Origin of the sequence: Scytonema sp. PCC 10023, from assembly GCF_963920835.1 — a bacterium.
Classification (GTDB): Bacteria; Cyanobacteriota; Cyanobacteriia; order Cyanobacteriales; family Nostocaceae; genus Kalymmatonema.
In genome coordinates this window covers 1-25451 of sequence record NZ_CAWUDP010000006.1, presented here as the reverse complement: position 1 = coordinate 25451, position 25451 = coordinate 1, and the positions used below count along the sequence as shown (strand labels likewise).

Below are 25451 nucleotides of genomic sequence, written 5' to 3'. Positions count from 1 at the left end.
GTATGCCAAGAAAATATAAAAAAAGATTTTTATAGTTTTGTAGAACATAATTTGCAGCGACTTTTAAGCTGTTATAAATAACCTCGAAGGCAGCGTTAGCTCAAACTAGACTCAAAAAGCAACATATTATCTTCTCTGCCAACGAGAGCCGATTATTCAGAAGACAGAACTGTCGTAATATTTGCTTGATTTGACTTTTCATAGTTCAACTTCTGAGAAGTGCTTCATGGCAGAGGAATACCTGATAATCTCAAAGCTAACTTAATCACCTGTACCGCAGCTTCCCCTATTACACTATTTGCAGCAGCATCACGCACATACTGCCCCAACTTGATCAGTTTTCCTTTGGCTTTAGGGTCATTTTTAGCTTCATTTGCCCAATCATTGGCAACTTTCTGTTGAGCGTCTGTTGAACTATATCCCTTAAATTGTAGTTGAGTCAGCAGTTGTTGTATCTGAGCAGCAGCTTGAGATAAGTCCTGACCCATGTTGATGTAATTGCCATGTACTTGTATATAATTTCCTGGTATGGATTGGTTAAAATTACCGCCTATGTTGCCTATGTTATAAGTATTACGGTTTTCGTCGCCCATGTAAAAACTCTCTAATATGGATTCATAAAGTTATACTACATGAGACTAATACCAGTTTAGGAAAATACTATATGTGACTAAAATCACAACTCCGTAGGTTACATTACGTGAAGCGAAGCTCAACTGAAATCATTAAAAGCATAACCTACCAGTTGTATTAATTGAGAACAATAGAATGCCCTTATAAAGATAATCCTGTTTTTTCTGGGTTTGCGATCGCCTCTTTGAGACAGCTCCTCTGGAGGTTCGCCTGAAAACTTTATCTGCGCTTCAACCAACTAAATACTTCATCAACGGATAGTATTAGATTTATACCTTCTAATACTGGTAAAACATCTGCTCCAGCTAATAAATCAGGCAGGCGATCGCGATGATAAATAAAGATAGAGCGTTCACTCGGATCAATCAACCATCCTAGTTGGCTGCCATGTTTGAGACAATGTAGAATATTCCCTGTTACCAATGAATATTTTTTCTTTCTTTATGGCGATTTGGAAACCCAAATTTATCTGTACCGCACATCTGTCTAGTACCATGACCATTAGATGTAATCAATAATGGTTTAATACCTTTGATATTTAACGTTGGAGTTGATTGACCAACACAAGCTGCATCAATCCAGTGACTTTTGGGTAATCCAAGACTTGTTCTGTTGAACTTTGTTAGCCCTCCCGAACCACATTCAACTGGTAAATCCGTTGATTTCAAAACCTCTAGAAGCTTGTATCTGGTAGCGTTGACTGCTGCTGCATCAGCTAGTGGTTTCTTGGCTTGCAACAGGATTTTTTGTAACTTGCCAGGGTCTTTTTTGAGAAAGTCTCTAATATCTTTAGTGCCTTTTTTGATGTTGCATTTTTCGCAACTCAAGGTAAGGTTTGTAATTGAATTAGAGCCTCCTTTTGAACGTGGATGAATGTGTTCAATCTGCAAAGGTACGTTTTGCACCTTACAGTAAGCACACTGCCTATTCCACTTTTCAAGTAAGTATTCTCTGGTTTCATAACCAGCTAATGTTCCTTGTTGGTATTCCTTACCTTCGATTTCCGGATTACGCATCAATTGCATATCAAACTTGACTAACTCGGTGCTAATTGCTGTGATGGGCGCAAATTTGTGTAACCTGTTTACCCATGTTTCAACATTATGAACCCGACTCATTAGGCTTTGGGGTAGCCATCCCTCTGCTCTAGTTCTGTTGAAAAATCTAGGTTTTCTGTAACGAGTTTTGCGATTCCTTCTACTTCTACGTAGTTGTCTACGAGAGGTGAGAGATTCCCTAATTGCTTCAGCACACCTTGGGTGCAGCAGGGCAAGGAGTTTTGGTTTTTGAGGCGGATGATGGTTCGCCGCAAATCGTCACAGCAGCACAAATCGCTCAGAATTTAGAAAGTTGTCGCGTGCCGATTTTTATCTTAAACGCTTGCAAATCCGCGACTGAGGGAGAGGAAAAATTTTCTTCAGTGGCGACGCGCTTGGTATCCTTGGGGGCTAAGGGTGTGGTAGCAATGGCTTATTCTGTGTATGCTCAAGCTGCTAAACATTTCATGGGGCGGTTGTATGGCGAGTTGGTACGGGGAGAGAGTCTGGAGTACGCGGTAGCTTTAGGACGCAAGGAACTTGTGAATAAGCAACTGCGCCCTAGCCCGAAAGGCGATAAGCCACTGCAAGATTGGCTGGTACCAGTGTTGTATCAGCAGGAATCCTACAAGCCCTTTACTCCGGTAGAGGATGATATCGAAGATTACTTCGAGGAAGTTGTGAGCAACTTAGTGGAGTTTCCACAGGAAGGACGCTACGGCTTTATTGGGCGAGATTACGATATATTGCGTTTAGAGCGGGCGTTTCGCCAAAACAACATCGTGCTGTTGCAAGGTATGGGCGGTGTGGGCAAAACTGAGTTAGCCTGTGGTTTTGCGCGGTGGCTGGATGAGACTCAAGGACGCTCTACAATATTCTTTACTTCTTTTGAACATGGCGCAACCCTGAGTCGTGTTGTCAATCTTGTGGGTAGGAAGATTTGGGGAGATAAATTTTCCCAGTATCCGGAAGAGAAACAAGTTCAAGGGGTACTCAACTATCTGAAAAAAAATCCTTGTTTGCTGATTTGGGATAACTTTGAACCAGTAGCGGGATTTCCTACAGGAAATGAGCCGTTATTGAGTGCAGATGAGCGAGAGAATTTGCAACGATTTCTCAAAGAATTGCGCGGCGGTAAATCTTGGGTATTGATTACCAGTCGTCGCGAGGAGTCTTGGCTGGATTGTGCGTACAGTTTGGTGAATTTGGGGGGACTGCAAAAGCAAGATGTAGAGGAGTTAGCGGCGAAGATTTTGGAAACGGCGGGGGTAGATAGGAAGAATCTGCCAGCAGAGTATTTGGAGTTGTTGAAACTTTTGGGAGGACATCCGCTGTCGCTGCGGGTGGTATTGCCTCATTTAAAGACGCAGAGTGCAGTGCAGTTGATTGAGGCTTTGCGGAAAGGACTAGATACTTTCTCTGGTGCAGAGGAAGAAGGAAGAGATAAATCCCTCACAGTGTCGCTGGATTATTCCTTTGCTAAGTTGTCGGAACAAGCGCGTCGGCATTTACCATTTTTGGCGTTGTTTTCTGAGCGAGTTTATGCTGATTTGCTCAATTATTTATCATCAAATCGTGATGACGAATTTGGACAAGTATATCAGGCGGTGTTTGGGGAAAACTTGCAGATAGCTGATTGGCTCAGGTTACTCAATGAAGCTGTAGCAGCAAGCATTCTAGAACATCTGGGTTCAACTATCTACAAAATTCACCCAGCACTGCCCTGGTATTTACGTCAACAGTTAAACTCAATAAGTTCGCAGGAGGTAATCAGTGAACTGGAAAAAAAGTTGCTGGTTTTTTACGCGATGTTCGCGGATAGATGCAATAGAGAACTAATCAGCAATGCAGAACTGGCAACCTTTGCGCTGCAAGTTGAAGAACCGAATCTGTTGCAATATTTGCGACTTGCCGAACAGCATCAAGAATGGGCTGAAGCACAGGCAATTCTACAAGCTTTGGCAGAGGTGTATGAGCGGTGGAATCGTCAACGAGAATTTAAGTCACTGCGAAAACGAGCGCTCAACAAAATTGGCATCCACTTGGCAGATGCGAAAGCAAAGGGTGAAAGTGCTTTTAATTTCTGGAAGTATCTGCGGGGAAATGAGGCTAACGAGGCACTTCACAAAGCTGACTTAGAAACGGCGAGGAAAATCTATCAAGAAATTCTGGATGAACTGACGCCTTTAAATGACTCCTCAGTGAATGACACGATTGCTGTTTGCTATCACGAGCTGGGCATCGTAGCCCAGGAGCATCGGCAGTTTGAGGAGGCGCGCGCTTATTACCTCAAAGCTTTGAAGATTAAAGAAGATGCTGGGGATTTGTACAACGCTGCTAAAGGATATCATGAACTGGGCATCGTAGCCCAGCAGCAACGGCAGTTTGAGGAGGCGCGCGCCTATTACCTCAAAGCCCTCAAGATTAAAGAAGATGCGGGGGATTTGTACAACGCTGCTATAGAATATCACGCACTGGGTATGGTAGCCCGAAAGCAACAGCAGTTTGCACAAGCGCGCGCCTATTACCTCAAAGCTTTGAAGATTTTGGAAGATGCGGGGGATTTGTACAACGCTGCTATAGAATATCACGAACTGGGCATCGTAGCCCAGCAGCAACGGCAGTTTGAAGAGGCGCGCGCCTATTACCTCAAAGCTTTGAAGATTAAAGAAGATGCTGGGGATTTGTACAACGCTGCTGGAGAATATAACGTATTGGGCAACGTAGCCCAGCAGCAACGGCAGTTTGAAGAGGCGCGTGCCTATTACCTTAAAGCCTTTGAAATTTATCAGCAATTCGGCGATTGGTATAGAACTTCAATAACATTCAGAAATTGGGGCAGACTATTAGAAGCCCAAGAAAATTGGACTCAGGCGCTGAAAATTTCCATTTACATTTTAGCCATTGACCTAGAGCATAACCAAGAGTGGATTGAATCAGATATCAATGATTTAGGACGAATGCTCAAGCAATTAGGAGAAAGCCAATTTAATGCAATTTGGCGCGAGTTCACAGGTGAAGATTGTGCTGGAGAAGTGCGCGAGGCAATTTGGGCAGCGCGGGATACTCTAGAAGCACAGTGATAGGAGAAATATTATGCAAGCTTACAAACTCAAGGGTAAAGTCGATACAGCAGGTAACTTGGTGATTACCGAACCCGTTCAAATCCCACCCGGAGATGTGGAAGTGATTGTCTTGCAGGCAGTTGAAACGGCTGCTAATTCCACAGTTCCAGAAACCGAGTCACAGCCAGAAACACCCAAGAGAAAGTCAAGAGTGAAAGCATTTGAGGGTTTATTTGAAAATGCTCCTCCCGTTCCACCTGACTTTGATCCAGAGCAGGCTAAGTGGGAGTATTTAAAGGAAAAACATAACTTGTGAAAGTCCTGCTAGATACAAACATCATTCTAGATGATGCTCTTGAACGTGAGCCTTTCTTGGAGGCGAGCGAACAAGTTTTAGTACTGATTGGGAGGCAGAGCCTCCTATTAGGCATTCCCATGCAGAGCATAGGAACGAGAGAACGAGAGATACTATCTTCATTTAACTGTATTCGATATCAATAATATGGAAACCCAACTCACCAGCAGCGAAATCAAGGAAAAGCGGCAATTGTTACAGGATTACAGCCCTGCAATTGAGGCGTTGGCTATCTTAGAAAAAAACAACGGTAGCCTTGATGCCAGTTTTGATGAGCTGTGGGAACAGAAAAACGGCATTCCAACTTATGGCAAAAAATCTCTTTGGCAAGTCACGCTTGGTGAACTTCGCAAGGAACTCTGCGGTGACGGTGGTTTTCGCAGCAAGGTAAAAGAATACACTAATAACCCAGGTAGTGCGCCTTTGTTGACGGGGTTAATTGTCTCGCTTGTAGGTATAGCAGGAGCACACGGGTTGCCAATTGACCCAGCGATCGCCACTATTATTGTTTTATATATTGTCAAAATCGGACTCAATATTTTTTGCGAATATACTCAGGCTGATAATAACTAGGGAGTGGGGTGATTGAAGTTTGTTTACTTATCGTATTAGCAAAACCCCACCCCGCCCTCACGGGCACCCCTCTCCGCAGGTTCGGAGAGGGGATGGGGGTGAGGTGATACGCATGAAGGCAGTTGAGTATAAATCTACACAGAAGCTTTCAACTGTTCCTCAGAAACCCAAGCACCGTGGAACCCATATGGTACTCGCTGGGGAATTAACACCCGCGCCACTGGTTCACCTGTGATATCCTGAGCATTAACCACCACCAGTTCAGAAGTTTCCTCTACGGTATCGTAAACAAAAGTCACCAGCCAGCCATCATCTTCCGCTGTTGCACCAGGACGCGGTACAAATACAGCTTCACCGCCATAACGTCCCCTTCCAAATTCATGGGTTTGGGACTTGTCAGTGCTGAGGTCGTACTTAATGATACCCTCGAACAAAGGCATGGAACCTTTTGCCGCTTTAGCAGTGTATCCGTATCGGGTTTTTTGTCCTAACAGATTTTCATTGATACGGGGAAATTCGGAGGCGATATCATCCAGCATCTCTTCGCTGACTTTGCCCGTTTTCACGTTAAACCGCCAACGATGCAAGCGGGGGATATCTCCTTCCGAATCAGTGTGTGTGTCTTGCGGCACATCCAAAACAGTGGTAGAATTCATGCGACAAGCAATCAGCACGACCTCGTCTCCTTCTTCGTAGGCATTGAGAGTGTGGAAGATATAGCAAGCAGGGCTCTCAAACCAGAGAATGTTACTGTTATTACCGTAACGGGGAACAATACCAAAGCGACTGGGTTTGTCGCGCTCAAACTTCATCATTGGTTCGCCCCGTTTCATCCTTTCCTTACTGAAAGTCAGGGGTAAATCCATAAAAATTGTGTAGTCTTCAGTGATGGCAAAATCGTGCATCATCACCGCCGTTGGTATGTCAATAGGTTCCGTCTGCAAAAGTTCGCCTTCTGGTGAAACAACGCTGTATTGCACGTATGGTGGTGTAAAACCGTAACCAAACAACATCATCTCACCCGTCACTGGATCTACCTTGGGATGAGCAGTCACCGCTGAAACCAGCTTGCCATTGTAGGTATATTCACCAATTGTCTTTAACTCAGGAACCCTAATTGCGTGAGGCGCGCCCCCCTCCCACAGCGCTAAGAGTTGACCTGCATGCCATACAAGAGCTGTGTTAGCCGGATTCTTGATTGGTTTGGGAAGACTGTTCTTTTTGGGCGGTTCTAGTAAGCCAGTCCAAACAGCTTTACCCACTTCGTTCTCGATTTTCCAGGCTTTTGTCCGCACATAACGGTTGCGATAGGTGGCTTTGCCGTTGCTAATTCGTACCCCATGCAACATTCCATCTCCATCAAACCAATGATACTTTCCGATGGGTGTCCATTGGGGATTAGGACCATTGCGCACGAACATTCCTGATAAGTCGGGAGGTAGTTCACCTATGACTTGCAGAGTGTTAGCGGTGATTTCTTCATCCACTGGCGCAAAATTACCATCAAGATAAGGATTGACTTTTGTTGTTGCCATGATTCCTGTCCGAAGCTGAAATGACTATATTATCGGCACTTCGTTATATTAGCCATAGCCCTTACTATAGATAACATTTCCAGGAATTTGAAACTGCCAATAGTACATGGGAGTACAAGCACGACGTGTGTGGTAGGCAAAGAAATAACTCTTGACAGATGACAAAGATGTAGAGACGCTTTCATTCAGCGCGTCTCTACAATGACAATGACTAGTGACCAGTGAGTAATCTAAAATCTCAATAGCTATGAGTCTAACTCTTTATTTCCTCCGTCATGGACAGACACAATACAGCCGTAATAATTTCTTCTGTGGTTCGATAGATCCAGAACTTACGCCAGATGGCTTGGAAATGGCTAAGGCTTTTGCTGCTGCATACAGTTCTACTCCTTGGAAGGCAATTTTTTGCAGTCCTATGGGACGAACGCTCGCCACAGCAAAACCTTTGTGTGAAGCAATAGAAATGCAACCACAACTGCGGGATGGCTTGAAGGAAATCAACTATGGCAAATGGGAAGGCAAAACACCTGAGACGGTGAACCTAGAATTTCATGATGATTATATTCGCTGGTTAGCAGATCCGGCTTGGTATGCGCCAACGGGCGGGGAAATGGCAGTTGCGATCGCATCTCGTGCTACCCAGGTTATTGAAGAAATCAAGCAACTTTACAGTAGTGGCAATGTTTTAATTGTTTCCCACAAAGCAACTATTAGAATTATGCTGTGCAGTTTGTTGGGAATTGATGTGGGACGCTTTCGCTACCGATTGGGATGCCCAGTTGGGTCTGTCAGTGTTGTAGAATTTGGCTCACATGGTCCTTTATTAAAGGCGTTGGCTGACCGTACTCATTTTAATGAGCGGTTGCGTAATTTACCTGGGACTTAACTGAGATATGGCAGGCAAGATGCCTGCCCCACAAGAAAAGACTGAATATAGCGCTGCTCACTTCGTTGCAAGACATTCGGAACCCCACCCCGGTTTTGTCTTGCGCCAAAACCTCCCCTCCCCGCTTGCGGGGAGGGGATTAAGGGGTGGGGTTAAAGCGTACTGCATCCAAACGAAAATCGCTATATTATTGTGGGGTGAGCGTCTCGCCCGCCCTAATTCACTCAGCTTCGCCAATGAGGGTAAACGCTGCCCAGTCCCGAGGATGGTAATGCTTTTTCATTGTTGACAGCATAGCGTTTCGCAATGCAACAGCTTTATCTGGGTTTCGCCGCAGATTTTGATAAAACTCCGTCATCAGCATTGCTGTAGAATCATCCGACACTGCCCATAAAGATACGATAATACTGGGTGCGCCCGCAGTAATCAAAGAGCGAGACAAACCGATAACACCATCGCTTTTGATGTCCCCTCTGCCAGTATCGCAAGCACTCAAAACTACTAAATCAGCATCAAGTTTCATGTCGAAAATTTCACTGCTTGTCAGCAACCCATCATCTTGACCAGAGGGAGCAAGGGCAATCGCTCCCGGTACGCCCAAGCCTTGTTGCCGATTTGTTTGGCAATGGGTAATGCTTGAGTATAAAACTCTAAGGCTTTCGCGTACTGACCCAGCTTGTAGTAAACTAACCCAATGTCATTAAGGGTCGAACCTTCCCCCGCCTTGTTGCCGATTTGTTTGGCAATGGGTAATGCTTGAGTATAAAACTCTAAGGCTTTCGCGTACTGACCCAGCTTGTCGTAAACTAACCCAATGTAGTAAAGGGTCGTACCTTCACCTTTACGCTGCCCAATTTCTCTGACAATCACTAAAACCTCTTGAAACGTCTCTAACGCTTCTCGAAACTGACTTTGCTTATACTGCTCTTCACCTACTTGGTATAGCCGCCACGCCTCAGCATTCCGTTCTTGTGTCGTTTGCGCTTGTGCCGATGCAGTCACCATCCCCAAATTAGTTTCAGTCAGTGGTATCGCAGTTAAAGACACTAGCACAGTCGCACTCAGCAAGGTGAAGCCATGAAGCCTGTTTTTGAGTAAAGCGAAGGAAAGGTGATGCACCGCAGTATTCCTTAATGTTGCAACTACATGATGACTGTCTTACTTTTATATCTGTGGTTTTTTGAATAAATTACGCAAGTTTGGCAAAAGAAGCTGTGGAACTTAAGTTCCTAACTTATGGCTGAACTGACTTTTCACGGTATCGGTCGAACCTCGCTTCCATTCCTCTCTCCTGCTTTTGAGAGGCTTTAAATTCTCCCCCTTCCCTGATCTACGGTGTACACACAAGTGGGAAAACCTGATCCACATTGGCTTTCATCTAGTAGGGTGCGTTATGGACATTAGTCCTAACGCACCAAAAATCTTGGATGGTGCGTTAGCCTGCGGCATAACACACCCTACAAAACGGGATTTGGGATGATTAAATAATTTGTGTGTACACGATAGCTTCCCTGATAGGGAAGGAGGCTGGGGGGTTAGGTTTCGCGTTGGTTTTTGCAGATGGCTTAAAATGGACTAAAACCCTAATTTTGCAAGTATTTAGTCCTCTTCAGAGGAATGAGCGCTATTAGCCAGGGGTTTATAACCCCTGACGGGTGATAATACAGGTGCAATATCTCAGCAAAGCAATTTTTACCATGCTCCCCACTATTTCTACCATTCCACTGCGCCACATGGCTTCAGGCGATATCTTATCCCTGCAAGTCTACAAATTTGTTGGCGCTCAACCGGGCAAAAAAGTTTATATCCAATCTAATTTGCACGGTGCTGAAATCGCTGGTAATGCTGTTATTCACCAACTCATTGAGTTTTTGCAGACAATCAATGAGACAGATTTGTCTGGAGAAATTTGGTTAGTTCCTGTTTGTAACCCAATCAGCACTAATCAGCGATCGCACATTTTTTCCTCTGGACGATTCTGTAGTTATGAAGGAAAAGATTGGAACCGCATATTTTGGGACTACGAAAAACATGCTGATGATTTATTGGCGTTTGCTAAATCTCAAATTACATTTGAACCAGAACTTGTCAGAAAAAACTATCTCACTCAAATTCAGCAAAGTTTTGCCAAAAATTTAGAAAAAATTAACTCCTCCAGTGGAGTTCCTTACACTGAACGCTTTAGGTACAAACTGCAATCTCTTTGTTTAGATGCAGATTATTTGATTGACTTACACAGTTACACTAATCAAGCATTAAACTACCTTTATCTCTTTCGTAATAGAGAAGAAAGTGCAAACTATTTCTTACTTCCATTTGGAATTCAATTTGTTGAATTTGATAAATGTGAAGAAGATGCTTTTGATAAAACCTTTATCCAACCTTGGTTAGCTTTGGAAGACTATTTCAAACAGCTTGGTAGAGAAATTAGGTTTGATATAGAGGCTTGGACACTCGAACTTGGTACGGGAATGCAAATGAACCCAGATTCAGTGGAGAAAGGTCTTCGAGGTCTGAAAAACTATTTAGCACACAAAGGAGTTTTGCAAATCTCTGGGTTTCCTCTCAAAGAAAGCGCATCTTATCAGATGCTTTTGAAATCAAGAACTCAGATGAAAAAATATTACGCTCCAACAGGTGGAATGATTCAATCAAGAGTAGAATTGGGAAGTTCAGTAAAAGCTGGAGAACGACTTTATCAAATTTTGAATTTTAATAAAGAAGGTAAGTTACCTACTGTGATTGATGTCAATGCAGAACAAGATGGATTAGTTTATGATATTTCTGCCAATCAGGCGGTAAACGAAGGCGAGTTGGTACTAGGAATTATTGAGTAGTCTGTTACGGTTTCAGCCTAGGAATGAATATCATAAGGGTGTGCCTAAACCAAGGCTCCTCCATTGGAGATAATTATAATATTTTGCTTTTTGCTATACCTAGTAGGTAGTGATAAGTAGGTCGGTACAAATAAAGTTAACGAGTTTCGGCAGTCATTAGTCATTAGTCATTAGGAGCCAGTACTGCAGGAGGGTTTCCCTCCGTAGGTATGTGGCGTTCATTGGTGAGGATTTTCGAGGGTTTTACATTTTTTAACATTGTTCAGTTTATTTCTACCTATCTACTTAGATAATTCAGGACTTACGCAAAAATGCCAAAAAGCCCAATTTATCGAACCGCCAAGACGCCAAGAACGCCAAGAATTCGTAGACTATGCGTAAGTCCTATAATTAATAGTAACTTAAACTTAAGTTAAAGCAATTGCTAGAAATTCCAGGGTGATTTCATGTTTGTTTTGTGTTTGCACAGAAAACTCAGTAATTCTAAATCTAAAATATGACGGTGGAGCCACAGGTAAATAGTAGTCAATATGACATCTTCTCTATGTCAGGAGAAGTGATGATTCCACAGGCTCCTCCTGAATTCAGGTCAGGTTTTATCGGCATTGTTGGTCGTCCAAATGTCGGTAAATCTACGTTGATGAATGAATTAGTAGGACAAAAAATTGCCATCACATCACCAGTAGCACAAACGACGCGCAATCGGTTACGAGGAATTTTAACCACTCCAGAAGCGCAGCTGATTTTTGTAGATACCCCAGGAATTCATAAACCCCATCATCAATTGGGGCAAGTGCTGGTGCAAAATGCCAAAATAGCGATTGAATCAGTGGATGTGGTGTTGTTTGTGGTGGATGGATCGATTGCTTGTGGTACAGGCGATCGCTTTATTGCCGATTTACTCACTAACAGCCCAACACCAGTAATTTTGGGCTTAAACAAAATCGACCAACAACTCCAAGATTCTCAGACAATCGATGATAGCTACATTCAACTGGCAAAGTCATATCAGTGGGAAACGGTAAAATTTTCTGCCAAAACTGGTGTAGGATTACCCGATCTACAACAGTTATTGATTGAACAGTTAGAAACTGGACCATACTACTATCCACCTGATTTAGTCACGGACCAACCAGAACGCTTTATTATGGGCGAATTGATTCGCGAACAGATTTTGCTGTTGACTCGTGAAGAAGTTCCTCATTCAGTAGCGATCGCCATTGACTTGGTGGAAGAAACACCAGCTCTTACCCGTGTCCTTGCTACCATACATGTTGAGCGCGATTCCCAAAAAGGAATTCTCATCGGTAAAGGTGGAGGAATGTTAAAAGCCATTGGTAGTGCAGCGCGGGAACAAATCCAAAAGTTAATTGCTGGAAAAGTTTATTTGGAACTGTTCGTCAAAGTGCAACCAAAATGGCGTCAGTCTCGGACACGTTTAGCAGAGTTGGGATATCGCGTGGAAGAATAAAAAAGAGACGCGCCATGGCGAGCCAGCGCTATGCAGGAGGACCTCCCTCGTGCCGGCTCTGGCGTCGCGTCTGTACATTTTTGTAGAGACGCGCCATGGGGCGTCTCTACATCTTTGTCAGGAACTATAAAAGCTTATGTGATAGACATTTGAGATATTAGTAGGCAATGCCCACATTACAGAAAACTAAATTTAAAATTAAAAATTGATAGAAAATGTCTCAGGATAATAATTTTCGCTTAAATCTACCAGCCAATGTTTCTGTGCTGCGGATTTTAATTGTAGAAGATGATCCGATGATGCAACTGGGGTTAGAACAGTCATTAATGGCTCATCCGCAGTTGGAGATTGTCGGACAAGCGGAAGATGGTTACTTAGGTGTGCAAACAGCACTCAAACTGAAACCCGATTTGGTGGTGATGGATATTGGTTTACCCCGGTTGGATGGGATAGCTGCAACACAGCAAATTAAGGCAGCTTTGCCAGAAACTCATGTCGTGATGCTGACATCTCATCAAACTGATACCGAAATTATTGCAGCGCTTTCGAGTGGTGCGGACGCGTATTGTATCAAAGGAGCGAGTGTAGAACGACTTTTGAGTGCGATCGCCGCCGCAGTTGAAGGTGCAACCTATCTTGATCCCCAAATTGCAAGGCGAGTCATTGACAATCTCAAACCACCTTCTCCTAGTGGAAACGCAGCCAATTTATCTCAGCGAGAGTTAGAAGTGTTGAGACTGATGGTAGAAGGCTTGAGTAACCCAGAAATTGCACAAAAGCTTTATTTGAGTCCCAACACTGTCAAAACTCATGTGCGCGGGATTATGAACAAATTATCTGTTGATGACCGCGTGCAAGCAGCAGTTGTTGCATTGCGTTCTGGGTTGGTGTGAAAAGCAAATGCCCACCCTAAGTCCTAAATGTATTTCTCATGGGATAAAAAGGTAATCAAAGCAGTGGGGTAATCGTCTCCATTGTCTCTTTCGACGGGACTACAGGTACGATCTCGAATTCGCCTAGGTCTTGCCACTGTAACACCCACTGCTGCAACAAGCGCAGGTCATCGCATTCCATCAGTTGGAAGCAGCGGTCGAAGTTAGCTTCAACCCAACTGCCAACGTAATTCAAACCCTCAGGCATCATCCGCCCTTGCTCCCGGAACCGGCGATAAATCGGCACGGCATCACGGTTCTTAAAATGCTCGATGACCATGAACAGCATTCCGCCTCCTTTGTAATTAGTTGTTTTCAAAAAAAGCCAGGAACATGGGTTCCTGGCTTATCGCTTGAGTTAGTTAAAACTGAGATCTTGCAAGAGTTGCAACACTCAGTCGACGAAGCCTCCAAACCCTCGTTACCAGGTTCAACCTGGTAACGAGATATTAGAGCCTCTGGCTCTTGTTGGGTGCAAGATTTGAGTTAAAACAGAATTAAGCTATGGAAGAGAATTTATTCGCAAACAAGTTATGGCTGCTTATTTAGCTTTAGCGTACTGTTCAGCAACAAAGTCCCAGTTAATCAACTGGTCTACAAAAGTTTGCAGGTAGTCTGGACGACGATTTTGGTAATCCAGATAGTATGCGTGTTCCCACACATCAGCAGTTAACAAAGGAGTTTGACCGCTGGTGATAGGGTTAGCAGCATTGGGTGTTTTCACAACCTTGAGTTCACCGTTCTCTACCACCAGCCAAGCGTAACCACTGCCAAACTGGGTTGCTCCGGCTTCTTTGAATTGTTTTTTGAATTCATCCAAGCTACCGAACGAAGCATTGATTTTTTCGGCTAATTCCCCAGAAGGACTGCCACCGTCTTTCTTCAAAACATGCCAGTAGAAGGTGTGGTTCCACACTTGCGCAGCATTGTTGAATATACCAGCTTTAGACGAGTCATTAGCAGTTGCCAATATGACTTCTTCCAGTGACTTGTTAGCAAGTTCTGTACCCTCGACAAGCTTGTTAAGGTTGGTAACGTAACCAGCGTGGTGCTTGTCGTGATGGAACTGTAGGGTCTGAGCCGAGATGAATGGCTCTAGAGCGTTGTAGTCGTATGGTAATGGGGGAAGTTCAAATGCCATTGTGTAAATCCTCTCTTTACCGTATCCAGTTTAGAGCTTATGTGGTAGCTCTGGAAATGACAGATTTGTGCTTGGCAGTTCTTGCTGCTTGGCACTGCAATATAAAACTTAACAATCCGATTGTACTAGCAAATGTCGCTTTCATTGCCTCGTCAACAACTGGGATATGTTCATTAGGACACAGTCTAGAGTCTTGAGTAAAAACGACAAGCGGAACTTTTTAACATTCATTGCTCAGGAATTAGCACTGATCAATGAACTTTGACTACTCATACGGCTATTTTTTATAGCAATTCCCTTTATCTCATGCTCTAAATCAGCCGCATTAACCTAGCTTGACAAAAAGGGCAAGGGGAAATTATCGATACTAAACATAAAGTAAAGTAATTTTACGTATATATAGCAATCCTAAATGATTCGTGAAAAACAAGATCCCCGACCACTCTTACGAAGTCGGGGATTTGAAAGGTAGTCAATTTTTATAAATGAAATAGGATTCCTATAACAAGCTTTTTATTTCAATCAAGACTTTATAAAATTTCTACTTTTTTAGTCTCGTGAGCGCTATCCGACTTTTACCTATCCACAAATCAAGGACGGATGTGTGCAAGGTAACTTGATTAATTTGCCAAAGTTAGGCAATATCAAGTTAATCCTGCACCGTCCTATACCTGAGGGATTTAAAATCAAAACCGCATCTGTCACGAAAAAAGCTGACGGATACTATGTAACTCTCAGTTTAGAAGATGCAACAGTTCCTACAATTAAGCCTGATATTAATCCTCAATCAATAACGGGGATTGATATGGGTTTGAAGGAGTTTTTAACAACTTCTGATGGTGAGTCTGTAGAGACGCCCTAGCAGGGCGTCTCTACTCAACACTACTGTAAGGTTCAAATACTTGTTATTCAAAATTGAGCCACTCCCCTAACTTCTAGTTAGGGAATTCGGGCAAAGGTGGCGTTAGCTTTTCGTCCTTAATGACTATCTGGCTAACGTTTTTACCCTAACCGGGAGAACTGCTCTAAGGGTGAATGACACAACCTGCTTTCACACGCGGTTACTTGCTCGCAGTTTGTTTGAAACTCTTTCCATGCCTCCTGTAAGAACGGCTCCGTCCTTTGATACTGACGCTTCAGCATCATGCATAGAAAGATTACCTTCGTCAACCCTTCTGCGTTACCACAAAGAAGAGTAAGACGATCGGGAGCAGAACCACAAATCCTAATGAGCCAAGCTGCGTCAAATTATCGAATAGCAGGAAATGGTGGGTTTGCGTGAGGTGGAACAAGAAGTGCGGTACTGCGAAGACAAGCCAGCTAACCAGTGCAACCTGGGTTAGATGCCGTTCGAGCAATACTGCTGTCGCGACCAGCAGCACGCCAAGGGCAAGATTGGTCGCTCCATAGTCCCGAACCAAGTGTTCGTTGTAGGGACCTAAGATAGAAACCCAATGTCTGCCGGAGAGCGGGAAGATATCGTAAAAGTGGTAGGGAGCTAATAAAGCCCAGAAGCCAATGCTTAGGGAAATTGCCGCCAAGAGCAATAAGCCCAGCCGGAGCCAACCTCCAGCTACCAGATATTCAAGGGATTTGCTGCTCATAAACATTTTTCCTTTGTTGTCAGTTCTTTTCTAAATGGAGCCTTTGACTCAAGAACTCATCCCAGCGAATTTTGCCGTACTTTTGGTCGGGGCATAGCTGCGCTCCTGCACGGAACGCTTGCGCAATCTTGCCAGGAATTGGAACTTCCACGATTCTCCGTTTTCGCCCAGTTGCTTGAAAGTATGCTCTGGCAAGCTCTGCGGCTGTCCAAACTTCTGGTCCACCTACATCTGGAACACGCCCACCGGGTGCTGAAAGAGCCAGTTCAACCAGGCGATCGGCAACTTCTCCAGTTTGGATAGGCTGAAGCAGAAATCCTTTGGGCATCATCATGACGGGGAGACGATCAAGGAATTGAATGACCTTGAACACAAATTCCTGAAATTGCGTGGCTCTGAGGATTGTCCATGGAATAGAAGCCTGTTCAATCATCTGTTCAACTTCAAGCTTCATTCCATAGTAAGGATAGAAGGGGTTGCGATCGACACCAACGATCGAGACAAAAATGATGTGGGAAACATCTGCCCGTTCTGCTGCCTGAAGTAAGCGTTTCGTCCCTTCCACATCGACTTGGCGCGGATTGCTGGGGCTTGAAGCGCAATGAACAATGACATCAATACCTTTTACTGCCTGCTCTATCCCTTCACCAGTTAACAAGTCTCCTTGAACTGTGCCAGGGCGTCCACTACGGCTGAGGGTATGCAAGTCGCAACCAACAGTTCGCAGGCGATCGACCACCAGCGAACCCAGTGAACCTGTCCCTCCTGTCACCAAAATTTTTGATGTATTCATTCCAAAACCTCCTTTTGCTGAGGTGGGAGTAAGGATTTAAGCGCAACACCTGTGAATGAAATCAATAAGGCATCAAACCGAGATACCTGCACATCCGGAAATTAAGGCTGAAACTATTATCCTGCTTAGGTTTGGTAATTTGCTACTTCTTTGTACTTGGGGCAGATATAGCGTAGCTGACACCAGTATATAAACTAAACGTTTACAGGTGCGATAATGAAAAAACTAGCTTGAACGGTGCGATCGCGCTACGCGCCCCAGATAGAAAAATGGTAACGCAGAAAAAATGCCAGTTCACGTAGCTAAATTGGATCATACAGGGTTTTTCATCAGCGTTCTCCAAAAATGATTTTTTTATCTAAGAAGGGAATAGGGAACAGGGAACGGGGAACAGTTTCCTGTTCCCTATTCCCGGATGGGATCAAAGAAAGCGACTTACCAGTCGCTTTCTTTGAGGTGGGGTTTAAATCCCCACCTCAAAGAAGCTGTTGCCTGTTGCCTGTGGCTTTTTTAATTCAAACGTTCGATATAAAATCAGCGACAACAGTCGAGCATTTGCGAATTGACTTGGTGTACACTTTTTTCAGCACCACTTGAATGCCATGTTTGGGTCGTAAGGGGTTTGCACCGTAAACCCCGTCAAGCGCTCAGTCAGGAGCGGGTCAACCGTATCCTGGAGGTGGCACAAGCGCTGTTTGTGACGGAGGGGTATAGTGCGACAACAACAAATGCGATCGCGGCGCAGGCGCAGGTGCCGATCGGGTCGCTCTACCAGTTTTTCCCGGATAAAGCTGCAATTTTGCAGGCGTTGGCCATGCAACATACAATGCGATTGCGCAAGCATTTGACGGAGTTCTTGGATACGCCAGAAGTGGCGGCGTTGCCGTTGCCGGAGTACGTTGATCGATTGATTAATGCCATAGATCAATTTTTCATGGAGAATCCTGGCTATCACGCCATCTTTATGGAAGCGCAGGGTACGATGCCAGAACTGGTCGAAATTGACCAAGCGTTGGATATGCAGTTGGTTCAGGATTTGAGCGCAGCCTTTTCCCGAAGAAATGCGGCATTAACTCCAGAAGATTGCGAGGTGATCGGGTTTGTGCTGGTTAAGGCAATGGGGAATCTGTTGTGGCTATCCCTTAACCAAAAGCTCGCCTTCCGCCAACGTCTAGTCGCGGAAACGAAACGATTGACACTGAGTTATTTGCAGAGTTATTTTCCTATCTAGACCCTAGACCTCTACAATTCCCCATCCCGCCAAGCTGCGCTGTGACGGGATGGGGAATTGTGGACGCCAGTTTGCTCAAGTCGGGAAACCCGCCCACGCAACTGGCTTGGCAATTGGGTTTAAATAACGAACGTTAATACGGTGTCTACAATCGGTTGGGGTTTAAATCTTCAACAGAAGTGATTGATTCTGACGAAGGATCCTGAATTCTGACTCCTTTTTTAATTAAAAAACTATACTTCAGCCAATACCTAAGCGAAAATCAATTAACTCTGCCCACTCTGGAAAATCAATGAGTGGATTGCGATTACCTTGCTTTTGGGAACTGGCGATCGCCATATTTCTGTGTTTTTCATGTTCAGTCACTGGATATTTCTTATGCCAGTCAAGTAATATTTCCAGGTTTTCTGGTTTGTACTCTTGATTAGAATTATTAATGAAACCAGGGTAACGTAGCAAAAAGTAAAGAGTTGCCCGTGCTGCTTCCCCTTTACCAAAGCCTGGTTCAAACTTTTTACCTTCTGATTTCCCACAATTGTTGCGGATTGCTTCTGAAAAGTCAGGAAAATCAGTGAAGGGGCTATTGCTTCGGAAGGAGTTACACTGTGTTTCACATGCAAATAAATGGTGCAAATCGCCTCTCATAGGCGAAGCTTTGTCAAACCATGATTGTGGGACAACATGCTCACAGTTGAAAGGTAAATTTGCTTCAAGGACATTTACATTTTCTATAAGTTTTGCTGTCGTGAGCGACTCTCTCAGCATAATTTCTTGCAAACGAGATGCCCGCATTTTTTCTATCTGCAAGTCCTCTTGGATAATTTGTTCTGGTGTAAACTCAAGTTGCGAGTAAATACTTCTAATCTTTAAATCCGGTTGCAGATCTACCCAAGGATATAAATGTTGTTTTGGGTCATATGATAATTGTTTTTTATGAGTTGTCTTGAGTAACTGCTGTAGACGGTTATACAATTTAGACTTGTTTAACGAATTGAGTTCTGAAAGGATTTCGCTGTAGTATTGATCGCGATCGCGCTTATCTTGAGCTTCATCATAGTAAGAAATCTCTCCTTGACGAAGGCGCTGTAATTGTCTGAGTTCTGCCTGTAATTCAGAATCGCCTTCAATGTCTGGTAGTTCAGCAGCAGGTTGCTGAGTGTTGATAACTTGTGAATCTGGAGTTGGACTCACTGTCACTGAAGGAGGTTGAGTTGATGAAGCGATTGATGCTTGTCCAAAGTTCACACTGACTTGAAGAGGAATCGTCCAGGTAACAGTACCGTTATTTATACTATTAGTCATCGGTTGCTTCTCGTTAGTAATAGGTACAACAGGCTTTGGTGGCTGACTTCCGTCAAACAATTGAGAACGCAAATTGCGCTGAATCTGAGATAGATTTTGCTGCTTTTTAATGTCTTCAACGATTCGACTGACGCGAACTCCTTCATTAGCTACCCAAGCAATGCGATCTTCTCCCATTGCTGGAGTCCAGATACTTCCGTCAATCGTTAAGTAGTTACCTTGCTCATCCATTTTGGGAACTCCGGAATGATGGAGTCCCACAACTTCCCACTGATCATTAAAAACAGGTGAACCAGAAGAACCCGGTGCTGTGTCAGTTTGATAATGCAGGAAATCATCTAACAAATCGACTAATTGATTTTCTCTCAAGGCGACTTGCTTCGGTTCCCCTCCTGGATGTTGAATGATGTTAAGGTATTCCCCTAATATGACTTTGCCTTGCTCTTCAATCAAAGGATTCCAGCCAAACTCACTTAACGGAAGACCATTTGGTTTTTCTTTAACAGCAACTAGGCTATAGTCAAGGTCTTTATTGGTGATAAAAAAAGTGATGGGATCTAATTCATAAGCAGAGGACTGCAACATTTGTCCATCTGTGCTGCTTTGATAATTAAATTCTGCCAAAGCTGACGTAGCGTCTTCTATCGAAGACAGCACATGATTGTTCGTCAGTAGCAGACGAGGAGAAACCATGCACCCAGTTCCATAGCCTACAACTCTCCCACTACGGCTACGTAAAATAATGCGACAGATAGACCGCGATACCCGCAACCCGTATTCTAAGTAAGAAATGCTCATTAAATCTCTTTGACCAAGGATACGCTCTTGGACAATGCGATTAAACTCCTCGGTAGATAAATTATCTATAGAGATTTTGGCAGCTGACAATATTGAAGTCGCTACTGGATTACGAGCAATTCTCTCTAAACGCCTGTTGACACGTTCAGGTGTGTCTACATTGAGAACTGAACCAACTGAAAGTTTACGAAAATTGCGATCGCGAGATGCAGAACGCGTTTGATATCGTTCTATGGTTTCTTGAATGACCTGCTGAGGAAGAACCATTGAGAAATCCTTAAGTACAAAGGTTTATAAATTCGTAGCGTTATCTGTGCCAGAAACAAAAGTTGGCAATAAGCGCTCTTTACTCTTACTACAAGCAACTCTCGAATCTTTACGGACTTATGCACTCCTGTACTTAGTTCGGTGACTTTTGATCATCTTAGGACTTACGCAAAATAAACGTTTTGTAGGGGGAATTCATGAATAGCCCCTACGTGAATTTGTTGTTTCGGACATTTTCTGGGTAATATCAGGTTCGGTTGATTAGTTATGATTCCCGTGATATCTGAACCCCACCCCGCGCCGCCCCTCCCCGAGATCGCGGCGAGGGGCGGTTTTGGCGCAAGACAAAACCGGGGTGGGGTTCTTCGGGATTTATAAGCAATTAAGTAAAGTTGATATAAGTCCTAAATCTCTTTCACATTATCATTTCTTGGACTTAAATTTGATTTAGAAAGTTAATCTTTTGACTTCCTTCCAACACAAGATTACCTATTTTTATCAAAGGTTAAGAGTAAGTAAACCCCAATTTAACCTTAGTTTTACCTTTTTTCCTAGTAGGTATTTTTTGGGGGCGAAACGAGTAAATACATAGGGTAATAGGGTTCAGTTAAGGATTTTTGGTGGAATTCGCGTTTTCTGTAGAGACGCGCCATGGCGCGTCTCTACATTGCGGTCGTGATAAAGATTCTGGTCTTATCACCAAGCGTATTGATGCATAGAGTACGTTAAAAACAAAGTAACGCACCATTAAAAATGGTACGTTACTAAAATTTAATCTTTACTTTATAAATGACTGCTAATGCTACCGAACAAAAGTCCACTCTAAGGTTTTTATCGGTGCCGTCTGAAGCGCTTGTGTCAGTTCTTCGTTACTGTCAAATTTCAATTGCTGTAGGTAGGTGGCTTCGACATTGACAGTAAACTTTTCTTCAAGGAAGGGCCAAGGTTTTACTGTTACCCCATCACCAGACTCGATCACATCGTAGCGGTTGCCGTCTGGCAGAGTCGCAATTTCTAAGGCACGTTCACCCACAGGTACTACGTGGTTGCAGAGGATGAGTGAAAGGCGATCGCACCATTGAAAAAACTCATAAGCTTGCGCTGCTTCGTCTTTTGTAATATTCAATTCCTTTCGCCATTGCTCTTGATGCTGGAGTTGTTCGTCTAAAAAGCTATCCAATTCTGGTGATTCTCCGCGCTTACCTTCATTAAGAAAGCTGATGTGCATAGAAATCAGCATTGCTACCCATCGTCCGCGATATCGGGCATTTAGTGCAAGTTGCCGCAACCTCTTTAAATCAGTTTTCTTGTCTAGGGTAAAATCTAGCGGTGCGCCAGCCTCAGTGAGGTGATTGCCTTCCCATTCCTTTTCCAAATCGTCGTGATGGGAAATTGCCGCAATTGTCTCCAGCCAACGCAGCGGGCGTTTTTCTGGATGCCAATGTCCCGCTATTTGAGCAGCAAGTAAAGCGTGGGCGCGATGGTAAATAACTTCCCATCCTTTCTCATGTAAATTAGCAATCATGAATTAGGCTTAATGGCTTGTGTAATATTAATTTGCTCTTTGATCTTGCACTTATCCTAGATGGCAATTCATCCGTCAACAGCACGAAAAAAAGCATCCTATGAATAGATTGACAGCCAAAGATTGGGTTCTGATCTCACAGCGACTGACTCCTTACTTATTTTTGCTGCCGGCAATGGTTATCTTAGCATTAACCGTCTTTTGGCCCGCACTGCAAGCGTTTTACCTCAGCTTTACCCGCTACGAATATGACTTGACTCAGATGCCGCAATGGGTGGGTTTTGCAAACTTCCAGCGCTTGTGGAAAGATCCAGTTTTTTGGCAAACCTTGGTTAACACCTTGCTGTACCTTGTGGGTGTCGTACCAATTTTAGTTATTGGTCCCTTAGCACTAGCAATTTTAGTCAATCAGAAACTGCGCTTAATGCACTGGTTTAGAGCTGCATACTACACGCCAGTAGTCATTTCAATGGTCGTTGCAGGAATTGCCTGGAAATGGCTGTATGCAGAAAATGGCTTACTCAATCAGTTGCTCAAGGGTATTTTCCCTGAAGGAATTCCTTGGCTCACAAGTCCCCGCTTTGCATTGTACAGCGTCATGGCTGTGACCATATGGAAAGGATTAGGATACTACATGGTGATTTATCTAGCTGGGTTGCAATCCATCCCCACTGATATCTACGAAGCTGCTGCAATTGATGGTTCAGACGGTGTCCGTAAGCATTGGGATATCACTGTACCCTTGATGAAACCATACATAGCTCTGGTTGCTGTGATTTCGGCTATTTCTGCCACCAAAGTGTTTGAAGAAGTTTACATCATGACTCAAGGCGGACCACGCAATAGCTCGAAAACAATTGTTTACTATTTATATGAACAAGCATTTACTAATTTGGAAATTAGCTATGCTTGCACAATTGGGTTAGTGCTATTCCTAATCATTTTAGGGCTATCTGTTGTGCGATTAATGATTAATCAACAAGGCGGCGATAATATTACAGCATAATAAGCTGAAAATCCTGTAATTTACATACCATATTTACAGCAGTTTTCACGTATTTGAACCACACTGTAAGGGCACAGCAATGCTGTGCCCCTACGGCAAATGTGGTCTATTTACCTGAAAATAGCTGTAAATCAAATTTTTGTAGTGTGGGCATCCTGCCATGCGTGTCAACTTAAGGCAAAACCCTTCTAAAATCTCGTTTCCAGGTTCCACCTGGAAATGCCCTTGAAGCGGCTCTGCCGCAACTAAGGCAGGCAGAGAGAGCCTCCCAGTAGGCATTCCCAGCCTCAGGCTGGGAACGAGGCAATCTCTAAAAGCTTGTTCTATACTGGTTTTCACCTTAAGTTGACACGTATGGCATCCGGTTCCCCCAAATTGTGCAAATTAAAGGCACAACAGCTTAGAGTGTAGCGGGAACTGCATAAGTTAGCTTTGTCTACAACTAATAATCAACAGTTTACAGAAGTATGAAACCACACCGTCGCCCCCTTAACACACGAAAGGGGGTTTTTATTTTCCTCAGGCGGTGGGCGATTGCCCAAGGGGCAGTGCCAAAGGCGATCGCTCTTTCAACCTCAGAAATCGCCCAACTTTCACCTTTGACCTTATATTGAAAAATTTTTCTAGATTATGTACAAAGCACTGCGTAGGCGATCGCCCTCGTTTCCCCTGCACTCTCGTCCCTTTGGGACACGCAAAGAGCGTTCGCGCGATCGCTCTCGTAACCGAAAAAATCGCCCAATTTTCACCTTTCACCTTAAATTGAACAATTTTTCTAGATCATGTACAAAGCACCTGCGCAGGCGATCGCCCTCGTTTCCCCTGCACTCTCGTCCCTTTGGGACACGCAAAGAGCGTTCGCGCGATCGCTCTCGTAACCGAAAAAATCGCCGAACTTTCACCTTTCACCTTATATTGAAAAATTTTTCTAGATCATCTACGCGCACCTGCCCAGGCGCGAGCGTGCATATGAGTGCGGATAAGCAGGTATACAGCTTAAAACTTGATTTCTACCGTTGTACATAATCATGCTTAACTGAAGTTACTGCAATCAAGGTGCTGGAGGATGCAATGTTTAGGATGAATACTCGTTGGGCTTGGTTCATCGGAATTGCGACAACTTTCTGGACAAATTACGCCTTGGCTCAAATTACACCCGATGCCACTCTACCGAATAATTCTATCGTCACACCCTCTGGTAATATCATAAATATCACTGGCGGAACTCAAGCGGGTGGCAACTTATTCCATAGCTTCAAAGAGTTTTCTGTAGGCATTGGTAGCGAAGCTTTCTTTAACAATACGGTTGACATAGGGAACATAATTAGCCGTGTAACAGGTGGGTCAATCTCTAATATTGATGGTTTAATCCGAGCGAACGGCACTGCTAACCTATTCCTGATAAATCCTAATGGCATTGTTTTTGGAGCGAATGCACGGTTAAATATTGGAGGCTCGTTTATTGGTAGTACTGCGAGCAGTCTAAAGTTTGCCGATGGTACGGAATTTAGCGCAACCAATCCTGGTGCCACTCCTTTATTAACGATCAGCGTTCCACTGGGGTTGCAATTTGGTTCAAATCCTAAAGAAATTCAGGTCAAAGGACTAGGGCACGAATTTTCATATCAAGAAGATATCATCGAGTATAATGACGATAAAGCCAATCAACCCAATCCCCTTCTTAACAGTAACCAACCAGGATTGGAAGTGAGTGAGGGGAAAACCTTAGCACTGGTGGGAGGGAATGTGTCAATTTCGGGTGGCATTCTCAAGTCACCAGCAGGACGTATTGAAATCGGCAGTGTTGGCAGCAATGGAAGCGTAAATCTCGCGCCGATAGAACAAGGTTGGAAGCTGGGTTATGAAGGCACAAGCAGTTTTGCAGACATCGGGTTAACAGAGAAATCGTTTCTGGGTGCTACAGGAGATGGCGGTGGTGCGATCGCAATTACTGGTAGAAATATCAATATAACCTCTGAATCAATAGTACGAGCTGATACACTGGGCGACAGAAATGGGCAACAAATCAGCATTGTTGGCGATGCGATCGATCTCGATAGATCCAACATCGGCGCTAACAGCTTCAGTTCTGGCAATGGCGGACAAATAAAGCTGGAAGCCAACAACATTACGTTGAAGAATAACGGTGGTGGAGGAACTCAGGCAACAGCATCGGGAAGCGCGGGAGACATTACCGTCATAGCTAAGAATTCTTTTGTTGCCAGGGATTACGGTGGGCTAGGCAGCAAAACCTCTTCTACAGCTACAGGGAATGGCGGAGCAATAAACATTAAAGCTAATTCTTTTGAAGTTAATAATACTGGGCTAGTCAGCTATAACTATGGTGCAGGTAATGGCGGAGTCATAAACGTTGAAGCTAATTCTTTTGAAGTTAATAATAATAGTGGGCTAGTCAGCTATAACTATGGTGCAGGTAATGGCGGAGTCATAAACGTTGAA

The 25451-nt window shown here is 43.9% G+C and carries 24 protein-coding genes and 3 pseudogenes; 14 read left to right on the top strand and 13 right to left on the bottom strand.

What is annotated here, in order from left to right; translation table 11 throughout:
• Positions 1 to 224: 224 nt before the first annotated feature.
• From ACM0OZ_RS05555 to iscB, 3 genes and pseudogenes are all read right to left on the bottom strand, one after another.
• The gene (locus tag ACM0OZ_RS05555; RefSeq protein WP_414581810.1) at positions 225 to 593 is read right to left on the bottom strand and encodes a hypothetical protein; all 369 of its coding nucleotides are present in this window, start codon (positions 591 to 593) and stop codon (positions 225 to 227) included.
• A gap of 259 nt (positions 594 to 852) precedes the next feature.
• On the bottom strand, positions 853 to 1056 hold the full coding sequence (locus ACM0OZ_RS05550) for a hypothetical protein (protein ID WP_414581809.1): 204 nt from the start codon (positions 1054 to 1056) through the stop codon (positions 853 to 855).
• Positions 1057 to 1067: 11 nt separating this feature from the next.
• Positions 1068 to 1877 (bottom strand): annotated as a pseudogene (gene iscB, locus ACM0OZ_RS05545) (RNA-guided endonuclease IscB); the annotation flags it as partial.
• On the opposite strand from iscB, the gene ACM0OZ_RS05540 reads away from it, so the two are divergent.
• The 4 genes from ACM0OZ_RS05540 to ACM0OZ_RS05525 are packed head-to-tail and all read left to right on the top strand — an operon-like array spanning position 1874 to position 5663.
• Positions 1874 to 4753, top strand: coding sequence for a tetratricopeptide repeat protein (locus ACM0OZ_RS05540; RefSeq protein ID WP_414581808.1), 2880 nt, complete (start codon positions 1874 to 1876; stop codon positions 4751 to 4753). The pseudogene iscB and the gene ACM0OZ_RS05540 overlap by 4 nt on opposite strands.
• Positions 4754 to 4766: 13 nt before the next feature.
• Entirely contained in the window at positions 4767 to 5051 is a 285-nt protein-coding gene (locus ACM0OZ_RS05535; RefSeq protein WP_414581807.1) for a hypothetical protein, read from the top strand.
• Positions 5048 to 5236: a hypothetical protein gene (locus ACM0OZ_RS05530; RefSeq protein ID WP_414581806.1), complete on the top strand. Its 189-nt coding sequence runs from the start codon at positions 5048 to 5050 to the stop codon at positions 5234 to 5236. The genes ACM0OZ_RS05535 and ACM0OZ_RS05530 overlap by 4 nt, the downstream gene beginning before the upstream one ends.
• A 1-nt stretch (position 5237) precedes the next feature.
• A complete protein-coding gene (locus ACM0OZ_RS05525) occupies positions 5238 to 5663 on the top strand; it encodes a hypothetical protein (protein ID WP_414581805.1) in 426 nt (141 codons plus the stop codon).
• A 134-nt stretch (positions 5664 to 5797) separates the two neighbouring features.
• On the opposite strand, the gene ACM0OZ_RS05520 is transcribed toward ACM0OZ_RS05525, so the two are convergent.
• Positions 5798 to 7198 carry a carotenoid oxygenase family protein gene (locus ACM0OZ_RS05520; protein WP_414581804.1) on the bottom strand — a complete coding sequence of 467 codons (1401 nt, stop codon included), beginning with the start codon at positions 7196 to 7198 and terminating at the stop codon, positions 5798 to 5800.
• 247 nt (positions 7199 to 7445) lie between these two features.
• Between ACM0OZ_RS05520 and ACM0OZ_RS05515 the strand changes: the two genes are divergently transcribed.
• A complete protein-coding gene (locus ACM0OZ_RS05515) occupies positions 7446 to 8084 on the top strand; it encodes a histidine phosphatase family protein (RefSeq protein ID WP_414581803.1) in 639 nt (212 codons plus the stop codon).
• Between the two features lie 220 nt (positions 8085 to 8304).
• Here the strand turns inward: ACM0OZ_RS05515 and ACM0OZ_RS05510 are convergent.
• Together ACM0OZ_RS05510 and ACM0OZ_RS05505 are read right to left on the bottom strand one after the other, a co-directional pair.
• A pseudogene (locus ACM0OZ_RS05510) lies at positions 8305 to 8682 on the bottom strand (CHAT domain-containing protein); the annotation flags it as partial.
• Positions 8628 to 9089 carry a tetratricopeptide repeat protein gene (locus ACM0OZ_RS05505; RefSeq protein WP_414581922.1) on the bottom strand — a complete coding sequence of 154 codons (462 nt, stop codon included), beginning with the start codon at positions 9087 to 9089 and terminating at the stop codon, positions 8628 to 8630. The gene ACM0OZ_RS05505 and the pseudogene ACM0OZ_RS05510, both read right to left, overlap by 55 nt.
• A 692-nt stretch (positions 9090 to 9781) precedes the next feature.
• Here ACM0OZ_RS05505 and ACM0OZ_RS05500 point away from each other — a divergent pair.
• From ACM0OZ_RS05500 to ACM0OZ_RS05490, 3 genes are all read left to right on the top strand, one after another.
• Entirely contained in the window at positions 9782 to 10921 is a 1140-nt protein-coding gene (locus ACM0OZ_RS05500) for a succinylglutamate desuccinylase/aspartoacylase family protein (protein WP_414581802.1), read from the top strand.
• 496 nt (positions 10922 to 11417) lie between these two features.
• The gene (gene era / locus ACM0OZ_RS05495; protein WP_414581801.1) at positions 11418 to 12392 is read left to right on the top strand and encodes a GTPase Era; all 975 of its coding nucleotides are present in this window, start codon (positions 11418 to 11420) and stop codon (positions 12390 to 12392) included.
• Between the two features lie 215 nt (positions 12393 to 12607).
• A complete protein-coding gene (locus ACM0OZ_RS05490) occupies positions 12608 to 13285 on the top strand; it encodes a response regulator (protein WP_414581800.1) in 678 nt (225 codons plus the stop codon).
• Between the two features lie 55 nt (positions 13286 to 13340).
• Here the strand turns inward: ACM0OZ_RS05490 and ACM0OZ_RS05485 are convergent, their stop codons facing one another.
• Positions 13341 to 13604 (bottom strand): DUF3303 domain-containing protein, encoded by a 264-nt coding sequence (locus tag ACM0OZ_RS05485; protein WP_414581921.1) that lies wholly within the window; start codon positions 13602 to 13604, stop codon positions 13341 to 13343.
• 261 nt (positions 13605 to 13865) lie between these two features.
• Entirely contained in the window at positions 13866 to 14465 is a 600-nt protein-coding gene (locus ACM0OZ_RS05480) for a superoxide dismutase (RefSeq protein WP_096567119.1), read from the bottom strand.
• On the opposite strand from ACM0OZ_RS05480, the gene ACM0OZ_RS05475 reads away from it, so the two are divergent.
• Together ACM0OZ_RS05475 and ACM0OZ_RS05470 are read left to right on the top strand one after the other, a co-directional pair.
• Entirely contained in the window at positions 14459 to 14662 is a 204-nt protein-coding gene (locus ACM0OZ_RS05475; protein WP_414581799.1) for a hypothetical protein, read from the top strand. The genes ACM0OZ_RS05480 and ACM0OZ_RS05475 overlap by 7 nt on opposite strands.
• Before the next feature lie 356 nt (positions 14663 to 15018).
• Positions 15019 to 15324 (top strand): annotated as a pseudogene (locus ACM0OZ_RS05470) (RNA-guided endonuclease TnpB family protein); the annotation flags it as partial.
• Positions 15325 to 15631: 307 nt separating this feature from the next.
• Here the strand turns inward: ACM0OZ_RS05470 and ACM0OZ_RS05465 are convergent.
• Entirely contained in the window at positions 15632 to 16069 is a 438-nt protein-coding gene (locus ACM0OZ_RS05465) for a hypothetical protein (RefSeq protein ID WP_414581798.1), read from the bottom strand.
• A gap of 19 nt (positions 16070 to 16088) precedes the next feature.
• Complete coding sequence (locus tag ACM0OZ_RS05460; protein WP_414581797.1) at positions 16089 to 16862, bottom strand: SDR family oxidoreductase; 774 nt, start codon at positions 16860 to 16862, stop codon at positions 16089 to 16091.
• Between the two features lie 622 nt (positions 16863 to 17484).
• Here ACM0OZ_RS05460 and ACM0OZ_RS05455 point away from each other — a divergent pair.
• Positions 17485 to 18093, top strand: a complete 609-nt coding sequence (locus ACM0OZ_RS05455) for a TetR/AcrR family transcriptional regulator (protein WP_414581796.1) — start codon at positions 17485 to 17487, stop codon at positions 18091 to 18093.
• Positions 18094 to 18333: 240 nt separating this feature from the next.
• On the opposite strand, the gene ACM0OZ_RS05450 is transcribed toward ACM0OZ_RS05455, so the two are convergent.
• Together ACM0OZ_RS05450 and ACM0OZ_RS05445 are read right to left on the bottom strand one after the other, a co-directional pair.
• Positions 18334 to 20460, bottom strand: a complete 2127-nt coding sequence (locus ACM0OZ_RS05450; protein ID WP_414581795.1) for an endonuclease — start codon at positions 20458 to 20460, stop codon at positions 18334 to 18336.
• An 802-nt stretch (positions 20461 to 21262) separates the two neighbouring features.
• On the bottom strand, positions 21263 to 21985 hold the full coding sequence (locus ACM0OZ_RS05445) for a DUF3891 family protein (RefSeq protein ID WP_414581794.1): 723 nt from the start codon (positions 21983 to 21985) through the stop codon (positions 21263 to 21265).
• A 100-nt stretch (positions 21986 to 22085) separates the two neighbouring features.
• Here ACM0OZ_RS05445 and ACM0OZ_RS05440 point away from each other — a divergent pair, with 100 nt between their 5' ends.
• The gene (locus ACM0OZ_RS05440) at positions 22086 to 22991 is read left to right on the top strand and encodes a carbohydrate ABC transporter permease (protein WP_414581793.1); all 906 of its coding nucleotides are present in this window, start codon (positions 22086 to 22088) and stop codon (positions 22989 to 22991) included.
• A 467-nt stretch (positions 22992 to 23458) separates the two neighbouring features.
• A complete protein-coding gene (locus ACM0OZ_RS05435; RefSeq protein ID WP_414581792.1) occupies positions 23459 to 23605 on the top strand; it encodes a hypothetical protein in 147 nt (48 codons plus the stop codon).
• Between the two features lie 9 nt (positions 23606 to 23614).
• Here the strand turns inward: ACM0OZ_RS05435 and ACM0OZ_RS05430 are convergent, their stop codons facing one another.
• Positions 23615 to 23740: a hypothetical protein gene (locus ACM0OZ_RS05430; RefSeq protein WP_414581791.1), complete on the bottom strand. Its 126-nt coding sequence runs from the start codon at positions 23738 to 23740 to the stop codon at positions 23615 to 23617.
• A 331-nt stretch (positions 23741 to 24071) separates the two neighbouring features.
• Between ACM0OZ_RS05430 and ACM0OZ_RS05425 the strand changes: the two genes are divergently transcribed.
• The coding region (locus ACM0OZ_RS05425; protein WP_414581790.1) for a filamentous hemagglutinin N-terminal domain-containing protein at positions 24072 to 25451 on the top strand (1380 nt) is incomplete at its 3' end.

Excerpts from the sequence above, each read along its gene's own strand:
- ACM0OZ_RS05555 (WP_414581810.1), bottom strand. The coding sequence starts at position 593 with ATGGGCGACGAAAACCGTAATACTTATAACATAGGCAACATAGGCGGT.
- ACM0OZ_RS05535 (WP_414581807.1), top strand. The coding sequence starts at position 4,767 with ATGCAAGCTTACAAACTCAAGGGTAAAGTCGATACAGCAGGTAACTTG.
- ACM0OZ_RS05525 (WP_414581805.1), top strand. The coding sequence starts at position 5,238 with ATGGAAACCCAACTCACCAGCAGCGAAATCAAGGAAAAGCGGCAATTG.
- ACM0OZ_RS05520 (WP_414581804.1), bottom strand. The coding sequence starts at position 7,198 with ATGGCAACAACAAAAGTCAATCCTTATCTTGATGGTAATTTTGCGCCA.
- ACM0OZ_RS05515 (WP_414581803.1), top strand. The coding sequence starts at position 7,446 with ATGAGTCTAACTCTTTATTTCCTCCGTCATGGACAGACACAATACAGC.
- ACM0OZ_RS05505 (WP_414581922.1), bottom strand. The coding sequence starts at position 9,089 with ATGGTGACTGCATCGGCACAAGCGCAAACGACACAAGAACGGAATGCT.
- ACM0OZ_RS05500 (WP_414581802.1), top strand. The coding sequence starts at position 9,782 with ATGCTCCCCACTATTTCTACCATTCCACTGCGCCACATGGCTTCAGGC.
- era (WP_414581801.1), top strand. The coding sequence starts at position 11,418 with ATGACGGTGGAGCCACAGGTAAATAGTAGTCAATATGACATCTTCTCT.
- ACM0OZ_RS05490 (WP_414581800.1), top strand. The coding sequence starts at position 12,608 with ATGTCTCAGGATAATAATTTTCGCTTAAATCTACCAGCCAATGTTTCT.
- ACM0OZ_RS05485 (WP_414581921.1), bottom strand. The coding sequence starts at position 13,604 with ATGGTCATCGAGCATTTTAAGAACCGTGATGCCGTGCCGATTTATCGC.
- ACM0OZ_RS05475 (WP_414581799.1), top strand. The coding sequence starts at position 14,459 with ATGCCATTGTGTAAATCCTCTCTTTACCGTATCCAGTTTAGAGCTTAT.
- ACM0OZ_RS05480 (WP_096567119.1), bottom strand. The coding sequence starts at position 14,465 with ATGGCATTTGAACTTCCCCCATTACCATACGACTACAACGCTCTAGAG.
- ACM0OZ_RS05465 (WP_414581798.1), bottom strand. The coding sequence starts at position 16,069 with ATGAGCAGCAAATCCCTTGAATATCTGGTAGCTGGAGGTTGGCTCCGG.
- ACM0OZ_RS05460 (WP_414581797.1), bottom strand. The coding sequence starts at position 16,862 with ATGAATACATCAAAAATTTTGGTGACAGGAGGGACAGGTTCACTGGGT.
- ACM0OZ_RS05450 (WP_414581795.1), bottom strand. The coding sequence starts at position 20,460 with ATGGTTCTTCCTCAGCAGGTCATTCAAGAAACCATAGAACGATATCAA.
- ACM0OZ_RS05445 (WP_414581794.1), bottom strand. The coding sequence starts at position 21,985 with ATGATTGCTAATTTACATGAGAAAGGATGGGAAGTTATTTACCATCGC.
- ACM0OZ_RS05440 (WP_414581793.1), top strand. The coding sequence starts at position 22,086 with ATGAATAGATTGACAGCCAAAGATTGGGTTCTGATCTCACAGCGACTG.
- ACM0OZ_RS05435 (WP_414581792.1), top strand. The coding sequence starts at position 23,459 with ATGAAACCACACCGTCGCCCCCTTAACACACGAAAGGGGGTTTTTATT.